Here is a 21041-nt window from a genome sequence, read left to right as displayed (position 1 = left end):
TGTTAATCATCCTGCTTCTTTATATTCGGTACAATATTATTCTCATTGCTTAACCATTCTATACCAGCTTCAGTTGTTGAATATGTTTGGTTAGGGTGGTTAGGAGTTTCAGCATACGTCTGACTTAGTAGTCCCTTACTTAGAAGTGAATTGATATATTTTGTACGTAAATAGTCTGAATTTCTATTAATTGATTTTGCTAATTCCTCTGTACTAAATTTCTGCTGATTGCATAGAAGAAGAAGTATACCTTGTATCTGCTTCATCGAAGCCTTCTTAGGAAGGTCATTTAGTTGGCTTAAAGTTTTTTGTGGTAGATCTTCTATTTTCTCTATATCTGAAAGGTCTAGTAAATACTGATCATTAGCTCCTGAGGTTTGATCACTAGCTCCTGAGGTTTGATCACTAGCTCCTGAGGTTTGATCATTAGCTCCTGAGGTTTGATCACTAGCTCCTGAGGTTTGATCACTAGCTCCTGAGGTTTGATCACTAGCTCCTGAGGTTTGATCGCTAGCTCCTGAGGTTTGATCGCTAGCTCCTGAGGTTTGATCGCTAGCTCCTGAGGTTTGATCGCTAGCTCCTGAGGTTTGATCGCTAGCTCCTAAGTTATTTTGTTTGATTTTATTATTTTTGATTCGGCCACTAGGGTTCAAGCCCAAGGCGTGCTCAGTTAGAGTGTAGGTGGTAGAGCTCCCACCACCTTGCTTCTGTAATAAATCTTTTTTGCAAAGCCTAGATAAAAGGCGACTTGCTGACAATGTTTCTAATTTAGTTATTTCTCTAAGAGTACTGTTATCAACTGCACCTGTTTCGTGAGCTAGCATAAGCGCCATAGCATCATCGTCTGACAAATCATGATTATCAAAAGCTTCAAGCCACTTTAATTGCTTATCGTCCATTAATTGATGTAAAAGAAAAGTAGCTTTAAAGTAGTTTCTAGTATGATCACTATCAAACTTAGGCTCACTTAGCCCAGCTTGTTTAAGTTTAGCTCTCATAGTGCGAATGCCACTTCCTTTAGTTTCTGCCAGCCTCAAATCATATAACACAGAGGCTATTAGCGGATTGCGTGTTAACGAGCTAGAGCTGTCTAATGCGTCTAAGGGTTTTAGAGAGTAACCAGCATTTTGTAACTCTAATCGATCTTTGTATCGGTTAATTTGGGAAGGTTGATTTTCAGAATAGTCACGATGCATAACCATGTTTACTAAAGCTTCTCGAACAACCCTTTGCGGTAATAAAGGCTCATCAGATCTTTGCAGCTCGTTTTCGTTTAAGCGAAAATGATTGGGCATATCATCCATAATCATTGCTTCAATTCGAGGTATCATTAAGATTAAGGGCTCACGAAAATCTTTTGTGTAAATAAATCGCTCATCACTATGTTCAACCCATTGTGTTCCTGCACTACGAATGTAGTCAACACGAGCCATAGGAAGATGACGACGAAGTGCTAATGAAGAGCCGAACAATAATAAGCCAGCAATATTCGGTTTGAATACTCCATTCTTTTCTTGAATCAAATTAAAAGAAAGAAGTAAGTCAGTATCACTATAATCTAGTTCAACTGCATCAGGCTGTACTTTAGCTCGTTGCTTTCGATAAAATGCAATCACATCGGGATCAATGTCCGACCAAGAAGCTTCTGGTAGAACTATATTTTCAAATGATTGACCAGTTTTAGAAGCAATAATGTCATAAAGATCTTCAATTTTAGCTTCATAATCACCATTGATGCCGCGCCGCCATATACCAGTTTTAGTAAAGTTTTTGCTTTTTTTGCCACTACTTATAAAACCACAAGGCTTAGAAGCTGCATCAAGTTCGAAAACTTTGATTACAATAACTTTTTTATTTTCTAAATCGAGAATGCCAGCGTCTATATGAATAGCTGTATTAAATTGATTGCGACAGTTATTTTGTAGGTCATTAAGAATTTTATCCACATCATCAACGCCGCTTACCCAGTGCTTCTCGTGATTTTCATTTGGTTCTGAAACACCTAATAGTAAATATCCACAACTAATGTTAGGCTCATTAGCAAACGAGCAGACAGTCTGCATTACTGAATCGCCAATACTGTTTGTGGCACGCTTGGCTTCAATATTTTGAATCTCAGATGAGTTGATTAGTTCGTGATAAACGCCTAACATTTCTTCTTTTAATAACATTGGATATCCATAAAATATAATGAGCTACTTTTTCTTAAAGAACGGACAAAAAATTATAAAATAACGTGCTGTATAGTAAAATGCTGTCGTTAAGGTATACAAAAAGACACTTTGCGAATAGGTAAATAGAGCTTATGCGCTAGTATAGCAAAAGGGAATGCCATACAGATAATATAACACTTGTGAATTAAGAGCATGTAGGCAGGTATCGACTAGAAGCGCAGACACTATCAAGCACAAGGGCAATACGGAAGCTTTCGATTGAAGCTAGAAATAAAAAGCGAATGCTTCAATAGTAAAAAAGACTTATATGATTTATTGCACAAAAGTATCAAAGTCTATCCAAGTAATAGATTTCGACATCTCCATAACTGTTTAATTTAGGAAAATCATGAAATTAGAAGACATCAAACGCTTAGAAGACCAACTTTGGGAAGCAGCAGATACCCTGAGAGCCAATACTGATCTTAAACCTAACGAATATGCTACGCCTGTCTTAGGTCTGATATTCTTGAAGTTCTCCGACAACAAATATGCGGCTTATGAAGAGGCGATCCAAGCTGAGTTTGAAGAGTTACAAGGCACTCGCCGTGCCAAAAATATTGAGGATATTGCTATAAAGCACGAGCCCATCCCGAATTCTGTGTAACTGCCATTTAGATTAAGTGCTTACTAATACGATCATCAAACATAATCATAAAGCGATTTAAAGCAGACGTCCAGTTACGGATGGGCATCGACCACTTTTTGGATGCCTGCTGGGTGGCTAAGTACACCACTTTGAATGCTGCCTGATCAGAGGGGAACACCTTACGCTTATTCACCGCCGTCCGAATCACGCTGTTTAGCGACTCAATAGCATTGGTGGTATATATGACTTTTCTGATGTCTTTAGGGTAATTAAAGAACACCGTTAAGCCCTCCCAGTTATTGCGCCAAGACTTAACCACATGCGGGTACTCAGTGCCCCATACCTCATCAAAGTGTTCAAGGTTAGCCTCTGCTATCTCAAGCGTATCAGCGCCGTAGATAGCCTTTAGATCAGCCGCTACTGCCTTTTTATTTGTCCAAGGTACAAACTTCATCGAATAGCGCACCATGTGTACGATACACAGCTGAACCTGAGCGTTGGGATAAACGGTATTGATGGCATCAGGGAAGCCCTTTAAACCATCGACACAGGCAATGAGGATATCTTGCACCCCGCGGTTTTGTAGTTCAGTGAGTACACCCAGCCAGAACTTAGCGCCCTCATTCTCTGATAGCCACATACCAAGCAGCTCTTTTTTACCATTAAGTCCCACACCTAGTGCCAGATAGATAGCCTTGTTGATAATCTGTTTATCTTGACGTATCTTCACGACAATACAGTCTAGATAGACGATAGGATAGACACTGCTTAACGGCCGGTTCTGCCAAGCGGTGATGTCCTCTAAGATGTTGTCAGTGACTCTTGAAACCAGGGTGCTTGAGATGTCGACATCGTAGAGCTCTTTGATACTCTCTACAATCTCAGTGGTGGTTTGACCCTTGGCGTAAAGGAATATGATCTTGTCATCAAGGCCGCTAATACGGGTTTGATGCTTACGCACCCACGCGAGCACAGCTCTTGTCTTGCGCTCGGGCGAAGCAGTGCTTCGCTATTTCCTCGCTCAGGTTCAAAGTCGCCATCACGGTCTCTTGGGGTGGATATCTCAAGATCGCCTGTGTCACTGCGGACGGTCTTTTTAGTATGCCCATTGCGTTTATTTGGCTTATCTGCTTTCTCATGCTTAGGGTAGCCAAGATGGTCTTCCATCTCAGCTTCTAGGGCGGTATCAATAAACGATTGCATGAGCTGCTTTTGGAAGTCTTTGATGTCATCGAAGCTGTTCATACTACTAGCCATCTGCTCGGCCAGTTTCTTAATGTCAGTTTGCTTGGTCATTGCTTATTCTCCTGTTATGGGATTATAAGCAGTTACACAGTTTTTAGGAAACTCCCTAAAGCACTGCGGCTTCTATTTGCCACCTAAAGCACGCTACAAGTACCTGTTAGAGCTACCAGAGTCAGCAGATTTGTCAACTGAAATTTCAAATGCTATGCAGTCTATAGAGGACTTCAAAAAGGATGATAAGTTCGTCGATGTACTACCTAAAGATGAGTATGCCGCGTTTAGTCGCTTAGAAGAAGGCAAGAAAGCTTTAAAAGGTCTTTTAAGAAGCTTTTCTAATATCCCAACTGATGCCAGTGGTGATGTCTTTGGACGCATTTACGAGTATTTCTTGGGGAAGTTTGCGCTCTCAGAAGGTCAGAAAGGTGGTGAATTCTTTACGCCTACCTCTGTTGTTAAACTGATGGTAGAGGTCATCGAGCCCTATCATGGGACGGTATATGACCCTGCTTGCGGCTCAGGCGGTATGTTCGTTCAGTCACTACATTTCGTTGAGGATCGTAATGAGCAGCTTAAAGCGCATGGCGAGCTAGAAGAAAAAGACAGTACGATAGATTTGAGCGTATATGGTCAAGAGAAGACCCGTGATACGGTCAAGCTCGCTAAGATGAACTTATTCGTCAATGGCCTTAGAGGAGAGATTAGACAGGCCAACAGCTATTCAGAAGACCCTTTCGATAGTTATGAGAACTTTGATTTTATCATGGCGAATCCACCGTTTAACGTCGATGACGTATCGGTTGCTACTGTTGAAGACGATAAGCGTTTTAATACTTATGGCTTACCTCGAAAAAAGACTAAGAATAAAAAAACAGATGGTAAAGATGAAACAGTAACGAATGCGAACTACCTTTGGATCAGTTTATTTGCCACATCTCTAAAAAACCAAGCAGAAGCTGAGGCACGAAATAGTGGTCGTGCTGCGCTAGTGATGCCAAACTCTGCCTCTGATGCTCGCAATGCAGAAGAGGATATTCGTAAGCAGATCATCGAGGATAATATTATATATGGCATGCTGACGCTACCATCAAATATGTTCTATACCGTGACCCTACCAGCAACGCTATGGTTTTTTGATAAAAACAAAACCGATGACAATATATTGTTTATTGATGCGCGTAATATATTTAGACAAATTGATCGAACTCATCGTGACTTTACTGATGAGCAAATCCAAAATATTGCGATGATTGGTAAGTTACATAAAGGTCGTCGTCGCGAGTATGTCAGTTTAATAGACAGCTACTTCGGTCTTGGTATGCAGATACTGACAGAAACGGTATCTGACATCGAACCTGCTATTGAGCAGCTCAAAGCAGTGGTAGCGGGTGATAAAGCACTGAAAACAATTGTTAATACGCTAAATGACAATTGGCATGCACTTTCCCCTTTGCAAAGTAAGTATCAAGCCTATTTGGAGGCTCAGGATATAAGTCAGATCGCAAATGAAGATATTGATGACCTAAATACTGACCAGATAAGCCTTTTACAGGAGTTCAAGCCTTTCTTCAAAGCACTGCAAGATAATAATAAGCAACTAGATAAAGGTATCAGGGAAAAGGAAAAAGACAATAAAGAGCAGGTCGCTCAAGCCCGTAAAGGGCTTGCTGATGCAAAGGAAACTAATGACAAAAAGCTGATCAAAGAAAAAGACACTGATTTGAGAGCACTAACAGCTATAACTGCTGAAATAAAGGCTATAAAAGATTTACTAGCAATTATACGTAATGATAGAAAACGTGCTGAATATTATTTCAATCATATAGATTGGTTACAACAACGTTTTCCTGAAGCTCGCTATGAAGATATAACGGGACTATGTAAGCTTGCTAATCTTAAAGATATTGAGGAGCAGGGTTATTCACTTAATACAGGGCGTTATGTTGGTGTGGTGATCGAAGAAGACGGTCGTACTGAAGAAGATTTTATTGACTATATTCATGAAATGAATGAAGAGTTTATGTCTTTAAATAAGCAAGCTCAACAGTTGGAAAGTGTTCTTAATGAGAATATAAGTAAAATCTTAGAGGTGAAAGGTTATGGGAATTAATTTCCAAAAGTTGAGAGAGCTTTGTGTAATCGGAGATGGCATCCATACTTCAATAGAGAGGCAAGATTCAGGTGTACCGTACTTTACCTCCAAAAACTTTAAGCCTGATGGTTTGGATTTAACTAACGTTGATTATATATCTGAGTCAGATTATGAAAGATATTTTATAGATAAGAAGTCACTGCTAAACCCTATAAGCCAAGACATTGTGTTTGGTATTATTGGAACTATCGGAACACCATACTTAGTTAAGCCGGAAGATAGGTTTGGAATTTCAAGTAGCGTAGCTATTCTAAGGTCTAAGAAAAAAATATTACCTAAATATTTATACTTATACATGAGTTCTCATATATTCCAGTCTACTGTAGATATAATGAAGAGTGGTTCTGCTCAAGGTTTTTTGAGCCTAGAAATGATTGGGAATTTACCTATCATTGCTCCTGATTTACGGATTCAGGAGAAAATAGCAGCTATTTTACATACATATGATAATTTGATAGAAGCTAACAAACTACGCATAGGGATTTTAGAAAGAACTATTGAAGAGTTGTACAAAGAATGGTTTGTCCGTTCGCCTAAACGGAAAATGATTGAGCTTAAACCAGAATTACCTAGTAGTTGGGATTTAGTTACAGTTGAAGATCTATGTAAGGAGATTAGAAAGTCAGTAAAGTTAGAAGATTTAGATAGCAAACAGACATATCTTGGGTTAGAACATCTAAGTAGAAAAAGTATAAGCCTATATAAATCGTCAACCACTGATTCTGTTAGCAGTAATAAACTGGCTTTTCAGAAGTTTGATATATTATTTGGGAAAATAAGGCCTTATCTGCATAAAGTTTGTATAGCAAATTTTGATGGTGTTTGTTCAACTGATATTTTGGTAATCAGACCTAAAGACAATATTCACTTAATTTATTTGCTTTTTACTATATTTAGCGATGCTTTTATAGACTTAGCCAACGTATCATCAAAAGGTACTAAAATGCCTAGAGCAGATTGGGATTTCTTGAAGAAAACTGAGTTGCGCCTACCTCCTAGAGATATTCTAGAAAGTTTCAATGAAATATGCATGCCAAGAATAGACCAGATATTTATTTTCTTACAGCAAATCAAATTACTCGAGGGAATGAAAGCTGCTTTATTACCGCGTTTAGTATCGGGTGAGCTATCTGTTGATGATCTAGATATTCAATACCCACCATCTATGCAAACAAGTGATGAAGCTGAAGAAAAATAAAAAATATTCATAGGACTAGAAGTATGGCAAAAGTGACATATAATTTCATCAGTGAAGATAAAATTGAAAAAGCCTGTATTAAGTTTTTGCAGCAGCGCTATTCCTATCAGCATATCGATTGCACTACTATCGACCCTGAAGATCTCAACGATGGCTCAAAGCGTACAGATAAGCGTGACGTCGTATTCAAAGAGCGCTTAGTTGCTAAATGCATGCAGCTGAACCCTAACGTGCCTGAGGCCACCATTCTATCAGCAGTGAAGGACATCATGAGTCGGCGTGTATCGATGTCTACTCTGAAAGCCAACAAGCAGATATATAGCTATATTCGTGATGGAATTAACGTCACTTATGAAGATGCTAATGGTGTTAAGCGCGAAAATATACCTTTACGTCTCATAGACTTCGATACCCCTACTAATAATGAGTTTTTATTAGTAACACAGCTAACCATTAAGACGACTGGTCTTGAACCCATCAGAAAGTACCGTCGTCCTGATATATTGCTCTATATCAACGGCTTGCCGATTGTTTTCTTTGAGCTAAAAAACTCTAACGTCAAGCTACAAAACGCTTTGACGGATAACTTGACCAACTACAAAAACGATATCCCACAGCTATTTTTATATAATGCCTTTTGCATCCTATCTAATGCCTCAGATACTAAGATAGGGAGCTTTACCGCAGATTGGGAAAACTTCTATCCTTGGCTAAGGGTGGATAACGAGAAAGAAAAAGTAGATAAGCAGCAGATTGAAACTCATGGTAATAGCATCGAGTACTTGCTTGCAGGGCTGTTTAGGCCTGAACGGCTATTAGACTACATCGAAAACTTTATTCTATACCAAAACGAAAAAGTAAAAATTGTCGCCCAGAACCATCAGTTCTTAGGCGTTAAGCATGCTTTTGAGAACTTCCTAATTAGAGATCAATTGCAGGGGCGTTTGGGCGTATTTTGGCATACGCAAGGTTCAGGTAAGAGCTTTGCTATGGTGTTCTTTATCCGTAAAGTATTTCGTAAATGTGCAGGCAACTTTAGTTTTGTCGTCATCACTGACAGAGATGATTTAGACAAGCAGATATCCAAAAACTTCTTGGCGACGGAGGCGGTAAAAGAAACGGAGATTGCCAAACCGAAGAATAGTCATCAGATGCGTGAAATGCTAGGTCAGAATCTGAAAATCGTTTTTACACTCATTCAGAAGTTCCGTTATGAGAAGGGTGAGAAGTACCCATTACTCTATGATAAGGATGAAAGAGAAGTCATCGTTATCGTAGATGAAGCGCATCGTACCCAATACGATACGCTCGCTGACAACATGCGCTCAGGACTTAAAGGTGCACATTTCCTAGCCTTTACAGGCACACCAATTCTCAAGCAAAAAAAGACTAAGCAGTGGTTTGGTGAGTATGTGTCCGAATATACCTTTCAGCAAGCTATTGAAGACCATGCAACATTACCTTTGTTTTACGAAAAACGTGTTCCAGAGGTGCTATTACAGAATGAGGCATTGAATGAAGAGTTAGCGGAGATCTTAGAAGACGAAGATCTGTCTGATGCACAGCGAGAGAAATTAGAAAACAACTTTTCAAAAGAGCTTGAGGTCATCAAGCGTGATGACCGCTTGGATACTATAGCAGCCGACATCGTTTACCATTTCCCTCGACGTGGGTATCGTGGTAAAGGCATGGTGATATCTGTTGATCAGTTCACTACGGTTCGCATGTATGACAAGGTGACGGAGTTATGGAAAAAAGAGCAACGTAAGCTACAAGGCCGAATCAATCAAACTCAAAACGATTTGGAAAGAGTCCGTCTTAAAAATCGTCTTAAGTATATGCAAAGTATCGAAATGGCAGTCGTTATAAGCAGTCCTGCCTCTGAAAAAGAGCGGTTTGAAAAGCAGGGACTGGAAATCCAAAAGCATATCAATAGACTGACGCAGCAGCAACCCAATAGTCGAGATATAGAAGATGACTTTAAGGACGCTGAGCATCCATTACAATTGGTTTTTGTGTGTGCTATGTGGCTAACAGGCTTTGATGCTCCCACTGTCTCAACGCTGTACATTGATAAGCCTATGAAGGGTCATACGCTGATGCAAACCATCGCAAGAGCGAACCGTGTAACCTCTTTTAAGACTAGAAATGATAGCGGGCAATTGGTAGAAAAAACTAATGGTGAGATTATTGATTACTACAATGTATTCAGAAACCTTAAGTCTGCGCTAAAAGATTATGGTCAAGGCACGGATTCAGGAGATGGAACAGACCCTGTACAAGACAAGTCAGTATTAATTAACCTATTAGATGAAGCGATAGTGGAAACACTTACATTCTGTCTGTCTCATGAAGTAGATTTGACGAAAATCATTGAAGCTCAAGAAGTTTTCAAGCAAAACGCTTTGTTTGCTGATTATGCGGATATTATGCTATCGCAAGATCTCATACGTAAAACGTACAATGTGCATTTCAATGTAGTTGCTGGTCTGTATGAAGCGGCTAAGCCTACGATTCTTAGTCAACCAAGACCTATTGTCAGTGTTATGCAGTTCTTACACACGTTTATTGCCAATAAGATTGATCAAGATGATTTGGATGAGCAAGCCGTTCAGGTTTCAAGCTTACTAGATCGTAGTGTTGTAGTAGATGGTAACAATACTAGCTCAGTAGCAGAACCAGTAAGCGAGTACCAAATCACTAAAAGCGCTAGTTGGAATCTCGCTAATGTAGATTTCGAGCAGTTGAGAGCCGAATTTAAGCAAACTGAACATAAACATATCGCCATAGCAGACATGAAGAAGTTTATTGAGAAAAAAATCAAACAGATGCTTAAAACCAATCAAGGACGAGTAAATTTTGCAGAGCGTTATCGTAATATAATTGACCGATATAATGCTGGAGCAACACAAACGGAAGAGTTCTTTGAAGAGTTGCAAAAGTTTGCTCAAGACTTAAAAGAGGAAGATCATCGGCATGTCCGTGAAGGCTTGACAGAAGATGAGTTGGAAATATTTGATTTGTTGGCTAAAGATAAACTGACGAAGAAAGAGGAGCAGGCAGTTAAGCTTGCGGCTAAAGACCTTATTAAGTCTCTAATAGATGCATCACCCAAAGTATTAGTGCAGGACTGGTGGAGAGACTCTCATACTAAAGCAAAGGTTCGTTCGTTCATTGAAGAGGTTCTAGATGAAGACCTTCCTGATTCCTACGATAAAGAAATCTTCGAGAACAAGGTGACTCAGGTTTTTGATTTACTACAGCACTTGGCTATTAATGACGAAAAATGGGCTAGCTAAATTAATTGATAAATTAAGAAAAGTGTAAAGTTTAGAGCTATAAAATTGATATTATTTACAGTTTACTTTACACTTTAGGCTTTGATTTAATAAAAGACTGTATAAAACGTATGTTCTAGGGTTATTGATTTATTAATAGGTATATATAACCATTTTAACGATGATAAGAGATACCTAAGACTTATTAGTCAGTAATATATTTTAAAACCTCGCTATTAGCGGGGTTTTTTTATGGGAAAAATAAAATAATAAAAAAAATGGCACAAGCCATTGTTTAAGTTATTTAATGATGGCTTTGTCGCTATTGTGATCGTTATATAGAGACAGAATATGAATGTTAAATACCGCAGAAATATAAAGACCTAATTTTTGTTTGCAAGATATATTCTTTTTATTTCTTATAATTGCAACATCAGCAACGCATAAAAATAGAGTTGTACACTATTATTCTGATGAATTTTTATATGAAATTTATTCAAATGACCATTTATATCTTATATCAACCGTTCGTTCTATTGAATTTCACTAATGCTAACGCTTTATTAAATGTGTTGATATAATCAAAAACATGAATAATCCAGTAAAGATTAATATTTAGATACTTTAAAAAAATAAATAGTTTGTAAGAAATATTCAAAAGCTCAAGGTAGGGCAGATTTATAGCCCAAAGTATCAAGTCTTATTTAGGTGGCACTGTATTATTATCGTGTTTGCTTAAGTATCAGCGTTAGGTTTATCAGATGAATAGTAGTGATGTGTTTCGAAAAAGTGATTTGGGTCGAGAAGAAATTAAGACGCAAAGTTTGGGCGTGTTGCCGCGAGAAGCGAGAACATTGCTGATCATGATTGATGGCAAAAAAACCTATCAACATTATTTAGATTCGCTTGATAACAGTAAGATGTTCGCTGAGTTTGGTGGGATAGCACCGTTGTTTGAGCTGCTGCAAGAATTCCAATGTATCGAGCTGATAGTAGGGGATAACGCCAGCGCTTCTAGCCAATCTTATGCGCCGCCTCAATCCGCTGAGCCACAAGTAGCGGCATCGCCACCTACGATGCCGCCTATAGCACCGCCCCCAACGCTGGCTAATGAAGACAACAAAGCATTGCAGCCTGAACCAATGCCATCGCAGAGTGATAATGCCGCTGAGTTTGACGCGACCTTTAATGATAAGTCAGACAAAACCGTACCGTTTGCTAGCTACTTTAAGCGCAAAGCCGCTGATGTGGATTTTGAAACCTTAAAGTCGGAACTAGCGACTTATATCGAAAAAAATGCAGCGCCTGAGGATGCGTGGGGTTACCTGCTAAATCTGGAGCAGTGTACTGATGCCTCGCAATTATTGGCTCTCACACAGAAGATTCAGCGCTCTACCAGTGGCAGCCTATCACGCGGTGTGGGCGAGTTTGCCAAAAAAATTAAATCTTAAATTTACCCCTTTCATCGCAGCGCTGCATTTGGCTGTCGCCTGTAAAAAAGTACCAATAACTTATCGGAGTGCCTTATGGAAGTCGCTGAGCTGTCAGAAAAAAACACGTTAAACATGTTGCATGGTGAGCATATTATCTTGCGTTTGACTTATATTAGTCGTTATAACAACGACAACCCTAATGGGGAAGTCACGCGTATCCTAGCGCAGGCGCAGCAGAATAATGAGCGTAATGGCATTACGGGCGCATTGGTATTCAATCACAATTACTTTCTTCAAAGCATTGAAGGGGCAAGACCTGTCATCAACGAGCTACTACGCAAGCTTGTAAAAGACGAGCGACATGCTGCCTTACAGATTATCGAATGCCGCGAAGTCGAGCAGCGTCGCTGGAATAAATGGTCAATGAAATATCTTATACCAAGTGATGAGAATAAAGGGCTGGCGCTTAAGTTTTCGACGGGCACTCAATTTAATCCCTACCTTATGAGTACCAACCAAATCATGATGTTGATTGATACCTTGTCAGAGCTCCAAGAGCAAGAAGAAATAGACGCTTCTGCTAAAAAGAAATCATGGTTTGCTATTGGCTAATTGACGTTTATAAAAGCGCTAATATAAAAGTGCTACGTCCCCATTACACCGCCTAAGAGAACAGATATGACCTCACCAAATTCAGATGCACACATCTTAATGAGCATGACCTACGCCAGCCGTGCAAACCCAGACGTATCGGCGAAAGACTTTAATGAGATTTTGCAGCAAGCTCAAGCGAATAACGCTGCCAATGGCATCACGGGGATGCTGACATTTAATAAAGACTATTTTTTACAAACGGTCGAAGGGCCGAGAGCGCAGATCAATCGTTTATTATATGGTCTTATTGCTGATCAGCGTCATCACGATTTACAGGTCATTGAAACACGCGAGCTGAAGCATCGAGAATGGGCTAAGTGGTCAATGAACTATGCCTCTCCAACCGAAGCCAATGCCGCAATTTATCTAAAATACTCTACGACGATTGATTTCAATCCGTACTTATTAAGTGCCGAATCCGCTCGTGATTTGATGAGTGAGCTTAGCGCAGGACGCACCTAGGCAGTTTTGGTATTTTCTCGTTAACATCAAAATAATGAGCAGTATGAAATGATAAACATTCAAGGGTTAATTTTATATATAGTCATTCCATTATAAAAGTATTACTGCGTTAACCTCGTTTGAAGTATTAAATATACATCTACACTCGGTTGCCTTGTACTACTTTTAAATTGAATCAACTATAGCCTCCAAGAGGTTTTTATTTATTAGTGTTGTCAGGGTACTGTTTACGAGATTTTTCTTTAGCAGGTTTTGGCACACAATAGGATTATTATCGATCTTCTGTCTAATGCTATAGAAGATACATCATTGACTTAAGTTTGTTATTAATTATTTCTTATTATAGAGACGATTAATTTACTATTGTTATAACTACTGTTTTTGTTTATATTGTCTGTACTCATTAATGCCACGGCTAATACTGTTTTAATAAGTAAGAAACGGAATTGACTATTAAGTTTCGTATCATTACTTATTTATGAATTAGCAATCTTTAGTGCTTAGTAGATAAAATTATATTTATTAAGTTTATATCCCTTATCTTAAAGTTGAGTTTATTATGAATAAGAATGCCACCATTGATTTAGACAGCTTAAACGTAGATGAGCTACGTGCCATCACCGAAAATGCCCAGCAGCTGATTGCCAAAAAGCAACATCAGCGTTTATATGATGCTTATATGCAGTTTGAAAAAATCGCTGAAGAGAGTAATAGTACTATCGAAGAGATTTTAAAAGCTGGTGAGACGTTAGAGAAAAAACGTAGCATCAAATATCGCAACACCGATAATAATGAAGAGACTTGGACGGGCCGTGGTCGTAAGCCGACGTGGTTGGTTGACGCGCTAGCAGCAGGTCGTAAGCTTGAAGATTTTGCTATTTAGCCATTTTAAGACCACTAAATGTATCCATGTGCTAATTGATGACACGCATTAGGTGCAAGAAAGGCAAGTAACAGTGCTACCAGTAGACTGAACGAGCCTGATGACATACCTGATTTGTAGTGGATTTAACTATATAGCAATATGTCTTCTACGCTGTTTTTATGACGTCGTTATAGCGATTGAGCTAACAGCACATCAGTAGACAGAAGCCAGTATCTTTGTTGCCAGTAATTTGGTAAAAAGATACTGGCTTTTTTTCTGTCATCTGTATGCTATTGTTTGTTATGATAATGACGTTTTTACCTTATATAAGAGTTATGTAACCGTGGCCCAAGTCTCTGCGTCGTCTCATAAGCGTCCCCGTAAGTTGTGGTGGCTATTTGGGTTTATATTATTTGCGCTATTTGCCTTATTGCAAATGCCTGCGTCGTGGCTACTTGAAAAATATGCACCCAATAGCCCTTATGTGCAGCACGTGTCGGGCAACTTATGGCAAGGCTCAGCGATTTGGCAATTGCCGTTGTCAGCGACGCCGTTGACTGGTGCGGCGAATTGGTCGTGGCAGCCTTGGCAACTATTCTTGGGTAAGTTGAGTGCGGACGTCGATATCACGACAGAGCAGACCAGATTGAACGGTCAAATAAAACTGGGTACCAGCTCATGGCAGATTGATGATATGAGCGGTAAGATTGCAGCGGAAACCTTGACCAGTGTGGTCGATTGGCAGCTGCCCAAGACGCCGATTCAAGTCAATGCGGTGTCTCTAAAACGCCAGACTGGCTCGGATAATGACTCCAATAAAAAGTCCTATGGTTTCAGTGAGGCGGATGGTCAGTTGACGTGGGTCGGTGGTGAAGTGGGCTATCCTAGTGGCGGTAAGGTTTTTTATATCACCATGCCAGCGATGCGTGCCGAGCTGAGTACGGAACAAAAAAATGATAAAAACCTGCTGCACGTTAATTTGTTGAACAATCAAGATAAGCGTTTAGGGGATCTGTATGTCGATGGCGATAATATGCTAGACGTCAGCTTGACCCAGCGTTTGTTGGAGAATATGCCTGAGTATAAAGGACAAGCTCCGCAAGATACCCCTGTCGTCAGTGTGCGCCAGCCCTTGTTAGCTGGTTTGGGGACGCGCTAAATGTCTACTGTTACCGCTAATTTAAAACCTATTATTAATATTCTGAATCGCTGCGCTGGTTGGCTGTTATTATTGGCGATTGCTTGGCTGTGCTGGACGGCGGCACGGCTATTGTGGTTGTTGCTAGCTGCGCCTTTGGCACCAGCATTGCCGCTGACTCCTTTACAAAGCGCGAATACATCCGGCGATGATTACAGTGGTTTGTTTGCTATTTTTGCCGATCCCGCTCCTATCGCGGCGGCGGTACAGCCACCCCCTAATATTGGCTTGAAAGGGGTTCTGCTCGCGATACCAGAGAGCATGTCGTCAGCCTTGTTAGATGTCAATGGTGAGGTCAAAAACTATCGCATTGGTGACAGTCTAAAGGACAGTGACTATACTCTGATCGCCGTCGATTGGAATGCCGTCATCATTGCTGATGCCAGTGATCAGCAAACCGTCATTAGAATGGTAGAGTCCATGCCACTCGACCAAAGCGATATGCTAGCAGGCGCCGTCAGCAATCAGCGTTTGCCAAACACTAATGCCTTGCCGAGCGCCTCAATCTCAGCACCAGATAATACTGAATCCACAGCAGAGACGACTCCTGAGAGTAGCCCGCAATCCGCTATTGATGAAGCCATCACGGCACTACAAGAAAACCCAGCCAGTTATCTGAGCAGGATGGGCGTTATGGCCTCAGGCGAAAACTATCAGGTGACAGCGGCGATGCCCTCAAAACTACGCAACCGCCTAGGACTGGAGCCGGGTGATCAGGTGCTGACGGTCAATGGTCAAAGTGTGGGTAATAACCCGAGCCAAGATGCTGGTATCCTACAACAAGTCCAGCAAGCGGGCGAAGCACAAATAGAGGTAAAGCGCGGCGATCAAGTGATTACGATTCGCCAGCAATTTTAGACAAATGATTTTAAGTAAACCGTTCGTCATTAAAACGGCTTTAAGTAATTAATAACTATCTGGTTGGGGCTATGCTAGCAACGCACCAGCCGACAATACTCAGTCATACTAAATTCAGTACATACTAAGCGACATCACTGTAGGTAATTATCAATATGGTAAGTTCTCATAAATTTTCAGTTACGCCTTTGCACTATACCTTACAGCGCTTGATGCGCCTATGTCGTCCTCTTTGCTTAGCCGTGCCGCTATGGGCAGCCAGTACAGGTCTCGTTAATGCTGAGAGCTGGAAAGTCAACTTACAAGATGCCGATATCAAAGCCTTTATTAATGAAGTGGCGACCATCACCGATCAAAACTTTGTGCTTGATCCACGTATCAATGGCAATGTGACGGTCATCTCCAATAAAGCCTTATCCCGTGATGAGATTTATCAGCTGTTTTTGAGCGTGATGCAAGTCAATGGTATCGCCGCGATTGATTCTGGAACGACGGTTAAACTGGTACCGGATAATGTCGCCAAGCAGTCTGGAGTCGCCGTCGATTTACGTGGTGATAGCGTCGGTGAGGCGCTAGCAACGCGCGTCATCTATTTAACCAATACTCAAGCGGCAGAGGTGCTGGGAGTCATACGACCGCTCATGCCGCAGTCGGCCCATGCTGCTGCTGTGCCGGGTGTTAATGCCTTGGTATTGTCGGATCGCGCGGATAGCTTAAACCAATTAACCGCGCTCATCCGCGATTTGGACAGCAACGTTAATGACAGCTTGCAAGTCATACCGCTACGTCATGTCGATGCCGAGCGTATGATGGAGTTGATCAGTGCTTTGGTGGCGAGTGCCGGTAGTGGGCAAGCACAAGGCGGCAATAATCAGCTCAAAGTCATTGCTGATACGTCCAGTGATCGGCTGCTGGTCAAAGGCAGTCCTGAGATGATTGCCAAAGTCCAAGAAATGGTCAGTCAGCTGGATACCACGCCTACCAGACGTCTGAGTGGTTTGCGCGTTTTTCGATTAAAGTATGCCAGCGCTGGTCATATTGCAGATATGCTGCGTGGCTTACTGGCCAATCAATCCATCAATAGCGCTGGCGCGACCTCAACGTTAGAGTCGGCATCTTTAAATGATGCAAGTAGCACCGGCTCATCATTAAATAATAGCGCCAATGATATTCTTGGCAACAGCAGCATTGGTAATAATGCAGCAGCCTCTACCTCGAGTGCTAGCACTGGTGGCACGAGTACAGGTGGTACTGGGGTTGGTGGTCGACCTTTCAGTATCATCGCTGACGAAACCCAAAATGCGGTCATCGTGAATGCAGCGCCCGAGCTGATGTTTGAGATAGAAGATGCCGTCAATCAGCTAGACAGTCGCCGCGCGCAGGTGCTCATTCAAGCTGCTATCGTCGAAGTATCGGGCGATGATGCCACCCAACTGGGGGTGCAGTGGGCACTCGGTAACGCCAACAGCGGCTACGGGGTTGTCAACTTTAATAACGTTGGTGCTAGTGCAGCGTCGCTTGCGGCAGCTGCTTTGTCAGGGGGCGGTGCTGCTAGTATTAGCGCGGCTGCAGGCTCAATTGCTGGTGCGTTGATTGGAATTGGCGATAGCAGTAAGGACAGTCAAGGCAATACCCAGTTTTATGGCGCTATCTTGCAAGCGCTTGATTCGTCTACCAGTGCTAATCTGCTGTCTATGCCATCGATTTTGACACTAGACAATGAAAAAGCCAGTATTTTAGTCGGTCAAAACGTGCCCTTTGTTACCGGCTCTTACACCACCAGTGGCAACTCCTCAACCAATCCATTTCAGACTATCGACCGCCAAGATATTGGTATTAATCTGAACGTCATTCCACACATTGGTGACAATGGCACGGTGCGTTTAGAGGTGTCGCAGGAAGTGTCTTCAGTCGTGCCCGGTAGCACGGGAAATGCCAGTGGTTTGATTACCAATAAGAGCCTTATTAATACCACTATTTTAGCAGACGACCAACAGACCATCGCTTTGGGCGGTTTGATGCGGGATAACACCACCACACGTCAACAAAAAGTGCCGGGCTTGGGCAATGTGCCGGTTATCGGTCGCCTGTTTCGCTCGGACAATGACAACACGCAAAAAAGCAACTTAATCATCTTCCTACAGCCGACTATTCTACGCGATGGCGGTGCAGTGGCGAGTGTGACCGAGCGTAAATATAACCAAATGCGCGTCTTACAGCTGGTCATCGACAAGAATGGAACGATTAAGCAATTGCCATTGAGTGGTACGGAAGGCTGGAATGGGGATGTCAGTGCAGATTACGAGCTGATGCCACTGAATCCGCTCGTACCTAAGCGCGATCAAACGCCAAAAGCTACCTCGCAAGGATTTACTAAAGTAGAGAGTCCTAACAGCGGTATCACGACTTATCCTCTCAAGCATTAAACGCTAACTCACGCATATTATCCTTTCGTACGGTGTCATCAAAAACATGACACCGTACATTAGCTTGCGTATTCATAACACAGATAAACACAGCCACTACGATATCCCAGTATACTAGGAAACTTAAATATACCTTAGTACAAAGTATTCAAAGGCAATTTAGCAAATAAGTAAATAGTAAAGGGGAGTAGTAATGGCACAGCGTATAAACAAAAAAAGATGGCTTATGTTGGGCGCTGTTGCTACCGCTTTATTATTGATACCGCGACGTAGTAGTCAACGAGCAGACAGTAGCCTACAGAACGACACTAAGAATAAGACGAATAACAATTCAAATGCTAAAGATTAACTGCTCTCACTATTTATTTTATAATAAATATTTTCGTTAAAAAATCACTAATAATAATAAAATTTGGAATTTGTTAATGACTGCTCTTGATTCACCGTATATCGCTCCTCATTGTTCGTCTGCTGCTTTGCCACTGATTGACACGCATACACATTTTGACGCGCCAGTATTTGATAGCGATAGAGCGGTACAAGTAGAAAAAGCCTGTGAGCAAGGCGTGCGCCACCTTATGCTGGTGGGTTATTTATATGAGCATTTTGAACGTCTGTATGATATTAAACGCCTGATTAACGAGCAAGTTCAGGTCAATGAGAACAGTCAGGCAATTGCGACGCCAGCAGTTGCAACGGAGGCTGGCAATCAAAACCACTCGTCTCCTGAGGCTCATATCGCTCTAGGTCTACACCCTTTTTATATCACGCAGCATACAGAAGCTCATCTACAGAGTATGGCAAAGATGCTGACTGAGCAGTGCCCATTGGCAATCGGTGAGATTGGTTTGGATACTTTTACCGACGAGATGAAGCAGCCGCATATGCTGGCCAAACAAGAGCAGTTTTTTAAGGCGCAACTGGATATGGCAGTGGCGCATCAGCTACCCGTCATGCTGCATATTCGTAAAGCCCATGCTGAAGCCTTAGCGATATTAAAAGCGCACGATTATGATGCGCACAAGTTGGGCGGTGTCGCTCACAGTTTTAGTGGTGGTGAGCAAGAGGCAAAGGCCTTTGTAAAACTCGGCTTTAAGCTCGGGGTCACTGGACAAGTCACCAATCCGAATGCCAAAAAACTGCGTCGGGCGATTCAAGCAGCAGTTGATACTTATGGTCTTGAATGTTTGGTGATTGAGACGGATTGTCCGGATATGACTCCCATCATGTGCCAGCACTCAGATAGCAATCCGTCAACCAATAATCAGTCAGCGCTTGGACAAAGTCCTGATAATGAATGGGGTGATGCGCCCGCTCATAATAGGAATGTTCCTGCCAATTTGCCATGGGTGCTGCTCAGTCTCAGTGAGTTACTTGATGTGCCACCAGCTCGTCTTGCTGAGCAACTATGGCAAAACAGTTGCGATGCCTTGCGCACGCAATGGTCGTATCCTATGCAGTCATAAAAACTGCTGTTGTTCAAAGTAAAATGATATTGCCAAAAGTAAAATAGTACAGAATAAAATAAGAGCAACATAAGTTATCGTTGATTATATACCCCCTCAAAAGAGCGTTTAATCTGTTATGAGTGAAGCAAAATTATTTGACCAGTCGTTTGTAGAGCCTAATGCCGTTGAGCATTCTGTCGCTCATGACGACAGTGGTAGTGCAAGTGAGCAATACGAGCGACGTTTCCAAGGGACGAAAACTCTCTACGGTGGCTCAGCCGTTGACACCTTTGCGGCAGCGCATGTGTATGTGATTGGTATCGGAGGTGTTGGCTCTTGGGCAGCTGAAGCGCTGGCTCGTACTGCGGTTGGTACTATTACGTTGATTGATTTAGACGTATTGGTGGCTTCTAATGTCAATCGGCAATTGCCAGCGCTGGACAGCACCTTTGGTCAAAGCAAAATTGCAGCGATGGCGCAGCGCATTGCTGAGATTAACCCCAAGGTCACGGTCAATTTAATTGATGATTTTCTCACCACTGATAATGTCACTGCACTGCTGCCGAGTCGTGACGAAGCCAAGGCTGCCATTGCTCAAGGTCATCCTATTGCCGTGCTAGATTGTGTCGATGATATGAATGCCAAACTTGCTATTGCCCTGCATTGCCGTTTTAATAAACTAAAATTGGTTTGCGCAGGCGGTGCGGGTGGTAAGATAGACCCAAGCAAAATTACGGTGAGTGACTTGCGTGATAGCTATCAAGATCCATTACTCGCCAAGCTCCGCAATAAGCTGCGTCATGAAAAAGGCATTAACAGCGCTTTAAAAGAAAAATTTGGAATCAAATGCGTTTATTCCACAGAACCACCACGCGTCGATAAAAGCTGTCAAACGGGCGGTTTACACTGTGGCGGTTACGGTTCAGCGGTCGTAGTGACATCGGTTGTGGCTATGCTGATGGTGAGCGAAGCGTTACAATTATTGATAAAGCAGACAGGCGTCTGATTTTAATGAATGGAGTCCA

General features: G+C 41.7%; 15 protein-coding genes and 1 pseudogene. 14 read left to right on the top strand and 2 right to left on the bottom strand.

Features of this window, described 5'->3' with window-relative positions; genetic code table 11:
- Positions 1-2: 2 nt before the first annotated feature.
- Positions 3-2171: an ATP-binding protein gene (locus ACSUPM_RS10870; RefSeq protein ID WP_201567695.1), complete on the bottom strand. Its 2169-nt coding sequence runs from the start codon at positions 2169-2171 to the stop codon at positions 3-5.
- A gap of 391 nt (positions 2172-2562) precedes the next feature.
- Here ACSUPM_RS10870 and ACSUPM_RS10865 point away from each other — a divergent pair, with 391 nt between their 5' ends.
- A complete protein-coding gene (locus tag ACSUPM_RS10865) occupies positions 2563-2820 on the top strand; it encodes a type I restriction-modification system subunit M N-terminal domain-containing protein (RefSeq protein WP_025652634.1) in 258 nt (85 codons plus the stop codon).
- Positions 2821-2827: 7 nt separating this feature from the next.
- On the opposite strand, the pseudogene ACSUPM_RS10860 reads toward ACSUPM_RS10865, so the two are convergent.
- A pseudogene (locus ACSUPM_RS10860) lies at positions 2828-4098 on the bottom strand (IS256 family transposase).
- A gap of 130 nt (positions 4099-4228) precedes the next feature.
- Here ACSUPM_RS10860 and ACSUPM_RS10855 point away from each other — a divergent pair.
- The 13 genes from ACSUPM_RS10855 (at position 4229) to ACSUPM_RS10795 (ending at position 21022) form a co-directional block, all read left to right on the top strand.
- Positions 4229-6154, top strand: coding sequence for an HsdM family class I SAM-dependent methyltransferase (locus ACSUPM_RS10855; protein ID WP_352244214.1), 1926 nt, complete (start codon positions 4229-4231; stop codon positions 6152-6154).
- The gene (locus ACSUPM_RS10850) at positions 6144-7394 is read left to right on the top strand and encodes a restriction endonuclease subunit S (RefSeq protein ID WP_025650621.1); all 1251 of its coding nucleotides are present in this window, start codon (positions 6144-6146) and stop codon (positions 7392-7394) included. The genes ACSUPM_RS10855 and ACSUPM_RS10850 overlap by 11 nt, the downstream gene beginning before the upstream one ends.
- 23 nt (positions 7395-7417) lie before the next feature.
- A complete protein-coding gene (locus ACSUPM_RS10845) occupies positions 7418-10693 on the top strand; it encodes a type I restriction endonuclease subunit R (protein ID WP_025650622.1) in 3276 nt (1091 codons plus the stop codon).
- Between the two features lie 740 nt (positions 10694-11433).
- On the top strand, positions 11434-12123 hold the full coding sequence (locus ACSUPM_RS10840) for a hypothetical protein (RefSeq protein WP_025650792.1): 690 nt from the start codon (positions 11434-11436) through the stop codon (positions 12121-12123).
- Positions 12124-12198: 75 nt separating this feature from the next.
- The gene (locus ACSUPM_RS10835; protein WP_173238869.1) at positions 12199-12717 is read left to right on the top strand and encodes a BLUF domain-containing protein; all 519 of its coding nucleotides are present in this window, start codon (positions 12199-12201) and stop codon (positions 12715-12717) included.
- 66 nt (positions 12718-12783) lie between these two features.
- A complete protein-coding gene (locus ACSUPM_RS10830) occupies positions 12784-13221 on the top strand; it encodes a BLUF domain-containing protein (protein ID WP_025650790.1) in 438 nt (145 codons plus the stop codon).
- A 559-nt stretch (positions 13222-13780) separates the two neighbouring features.
- Positions 13781-14104, top strand: a complete 324-nt coding sequence (locus tag ACSUPM_RS10825) for an H-NS histone family protein (RefSeq protein ID WP_201583478.1) — start codon at positions 13781-13783, stop codon at positions 14102-14104.
- Between the two features lie 325 nt (positions 14105-14429).
- Entirely contained in the window at positions 14430-15245 is an 816-nt protein-coding gene (gspN, locus tag ACSUPM_RS10820) for a type II secretion system protein N (protein ID WP_025650788.1), read from the top strand.
- Positions 15246-16142 (top strand): type II secretion system protein N, encoded by an 897-nt coding sequence (locus ACSUPM_RS10815; RefSeq protein WP_201566191.1) that lies wholly within the window; start codon positions 15246-15248, stop codon positions 16140-16142.
- A 155-nt stretch (positions 16143-16297) separates the two neighbouring features.
- On the top strand, positions 16298-18568 hold the full coding sequence (gene gspD / locus ACSUPM_RS10810) for a type II secretion system secretin GspD (RefSeq protein ID WP_436879933.1): 2271 nt from the start codon (positions 16298-16300) through the stop codon (positions 18566-18568).
- Between the two features lie 193 nt (positions 18569-18761).
- Positions 18762-18917, top strand: a complete 156-nt coding sequence (locus ACSUPM_RS10805) for a hypothetical protein (protein WP_201566190.1) — start codon at positions 18762-18764, stop codon at positions 18915-18917.
- Between the two features lie 76 nt (positions 18918-18993).
- Positions 18994-20034 (top strand): TatD family hydrolase, encoded by a 1041-nt coding sequence (locus ACSUPM_RS10800; protein WP_350588233.1) that lies wholly within the window; start codon positions 18994-18996, stop codon positions 20032-20034.
- A gap of 118 nt (positions 20035-20152) precedes the next feature.
- Positions 20153-21022 (top strand): tRNA threonylcarbamoyladenosine dehydratase, encoded by an 870-nt coding sequence (locus tag ACSUPM_RS10795; protein ID WP_101212473.1) that lies wholly within the window; start codon positions 20153-20155, stop codon positions 21020-21022.
- The last annotated feature ends 19 nt before the right edge of the window (positions 21023-21041 follow it).

Source organism: Psychrobacter okhotskensis, assembly GCF_965638355.1.
Classification (GTDB): Bacteria; Pseudomonadota; Gammaproteobacteria; order Pseudomonadales; family Moraxellaceae; genus Psychrobacter; species Psychrobacter okhotskensis.
This window is presented reverse-complemented; position numbering and strand designations above follow the sequence as displayed.

Coding starts and splice junctions, on each gene's coding strand:
- ACSUPM_RS10870 (WP_201567695.1), bottom strand. CDS start 2,171: ATGTTATTAAAAGAAGAAATGTTAGGCGTTTATCACGAACTAATCAAC.
- ACSUPM_RS10865 (WP_025652634.1), top strand. CDS start 2,563: ATGAAATTAGAAGACATCAAACGCTTAGAAGACCAACTTTGGGAAGCA.
- ACSUPM_RS10850 (WP_025650621.1), top strand. CDS start 6,144: ATGGGAATTAATTTCCAAAAGTTGAGAGAGCTTTGTGTAATCGGAGAT.
- ACSUPM_RS10845 (WP_025650622.1), top strand. CDS start 7,418: ATGGCAAAAGTGACATATAATTTCATCAGTGAAGATAAAATTGAAAAA.
- ACSUPM_RS10840 (WP_025650792.1), top strand. CDS start 11,434: ATGAATAGTAGTGATGTGTTTCGAAAAAGTGATTTGGGTCGAGAAGAA.
- ACSUPM_RS10835 (WP_173238869.1), top strand. CDS start 12,199: ATGGAAGTCGCTGAGCTGTCAGAAAAAAACACGTTAAACATGTTGCAT.
- ACSUPM_RS10830 (WP_025650790.1), top strand. CDS start 12,784: ATGACCTCACCAAATTCAGATGCACACATCTTAATGAGCATGACCTAC.
- ACSUPM_RS10825 (WP_201583478.1), top strand. CDS start 13,781: ATGAATAAGAATGCCACCATTGATTTAGACAGCTTAAACGTAGATGAG.
- ACSUPM_RS10815 (WP_201566191.1), top strand. CDS start 15,246: ATGTCTACTGTTACCGCTAATTTAAAACCTATTATTAATATTCTGAAT.
- gspD (WP_436879933.1), top strand. CDS start 16,298: ATGGTAAGTTCTCATAAATTTTCAGTTACGCCTTTGCACTATACCTTA.
- ACSUPM_RS10805 (WP_201566190.1), top strand. CDS start 18,762: ATGGCACAGCGTATAAACAAAAAAAGATGGCTTATGTTGGGCGCTGTT.
- ACSUPM_RS10800 (WP_350588233.1), top strand. CDS start 18,994: ATGACTGCTCTTGATTCACCGTATATCGCTCCTCATTGTTCGTCTGCT.
- ACSUPM_RS10795 (WP_101212473.1), top strand. CDS start 20,153: ATGAGTGAAGCAAAATTATTTGACCAGTCGTTTGTAGAGCCTAATGCC.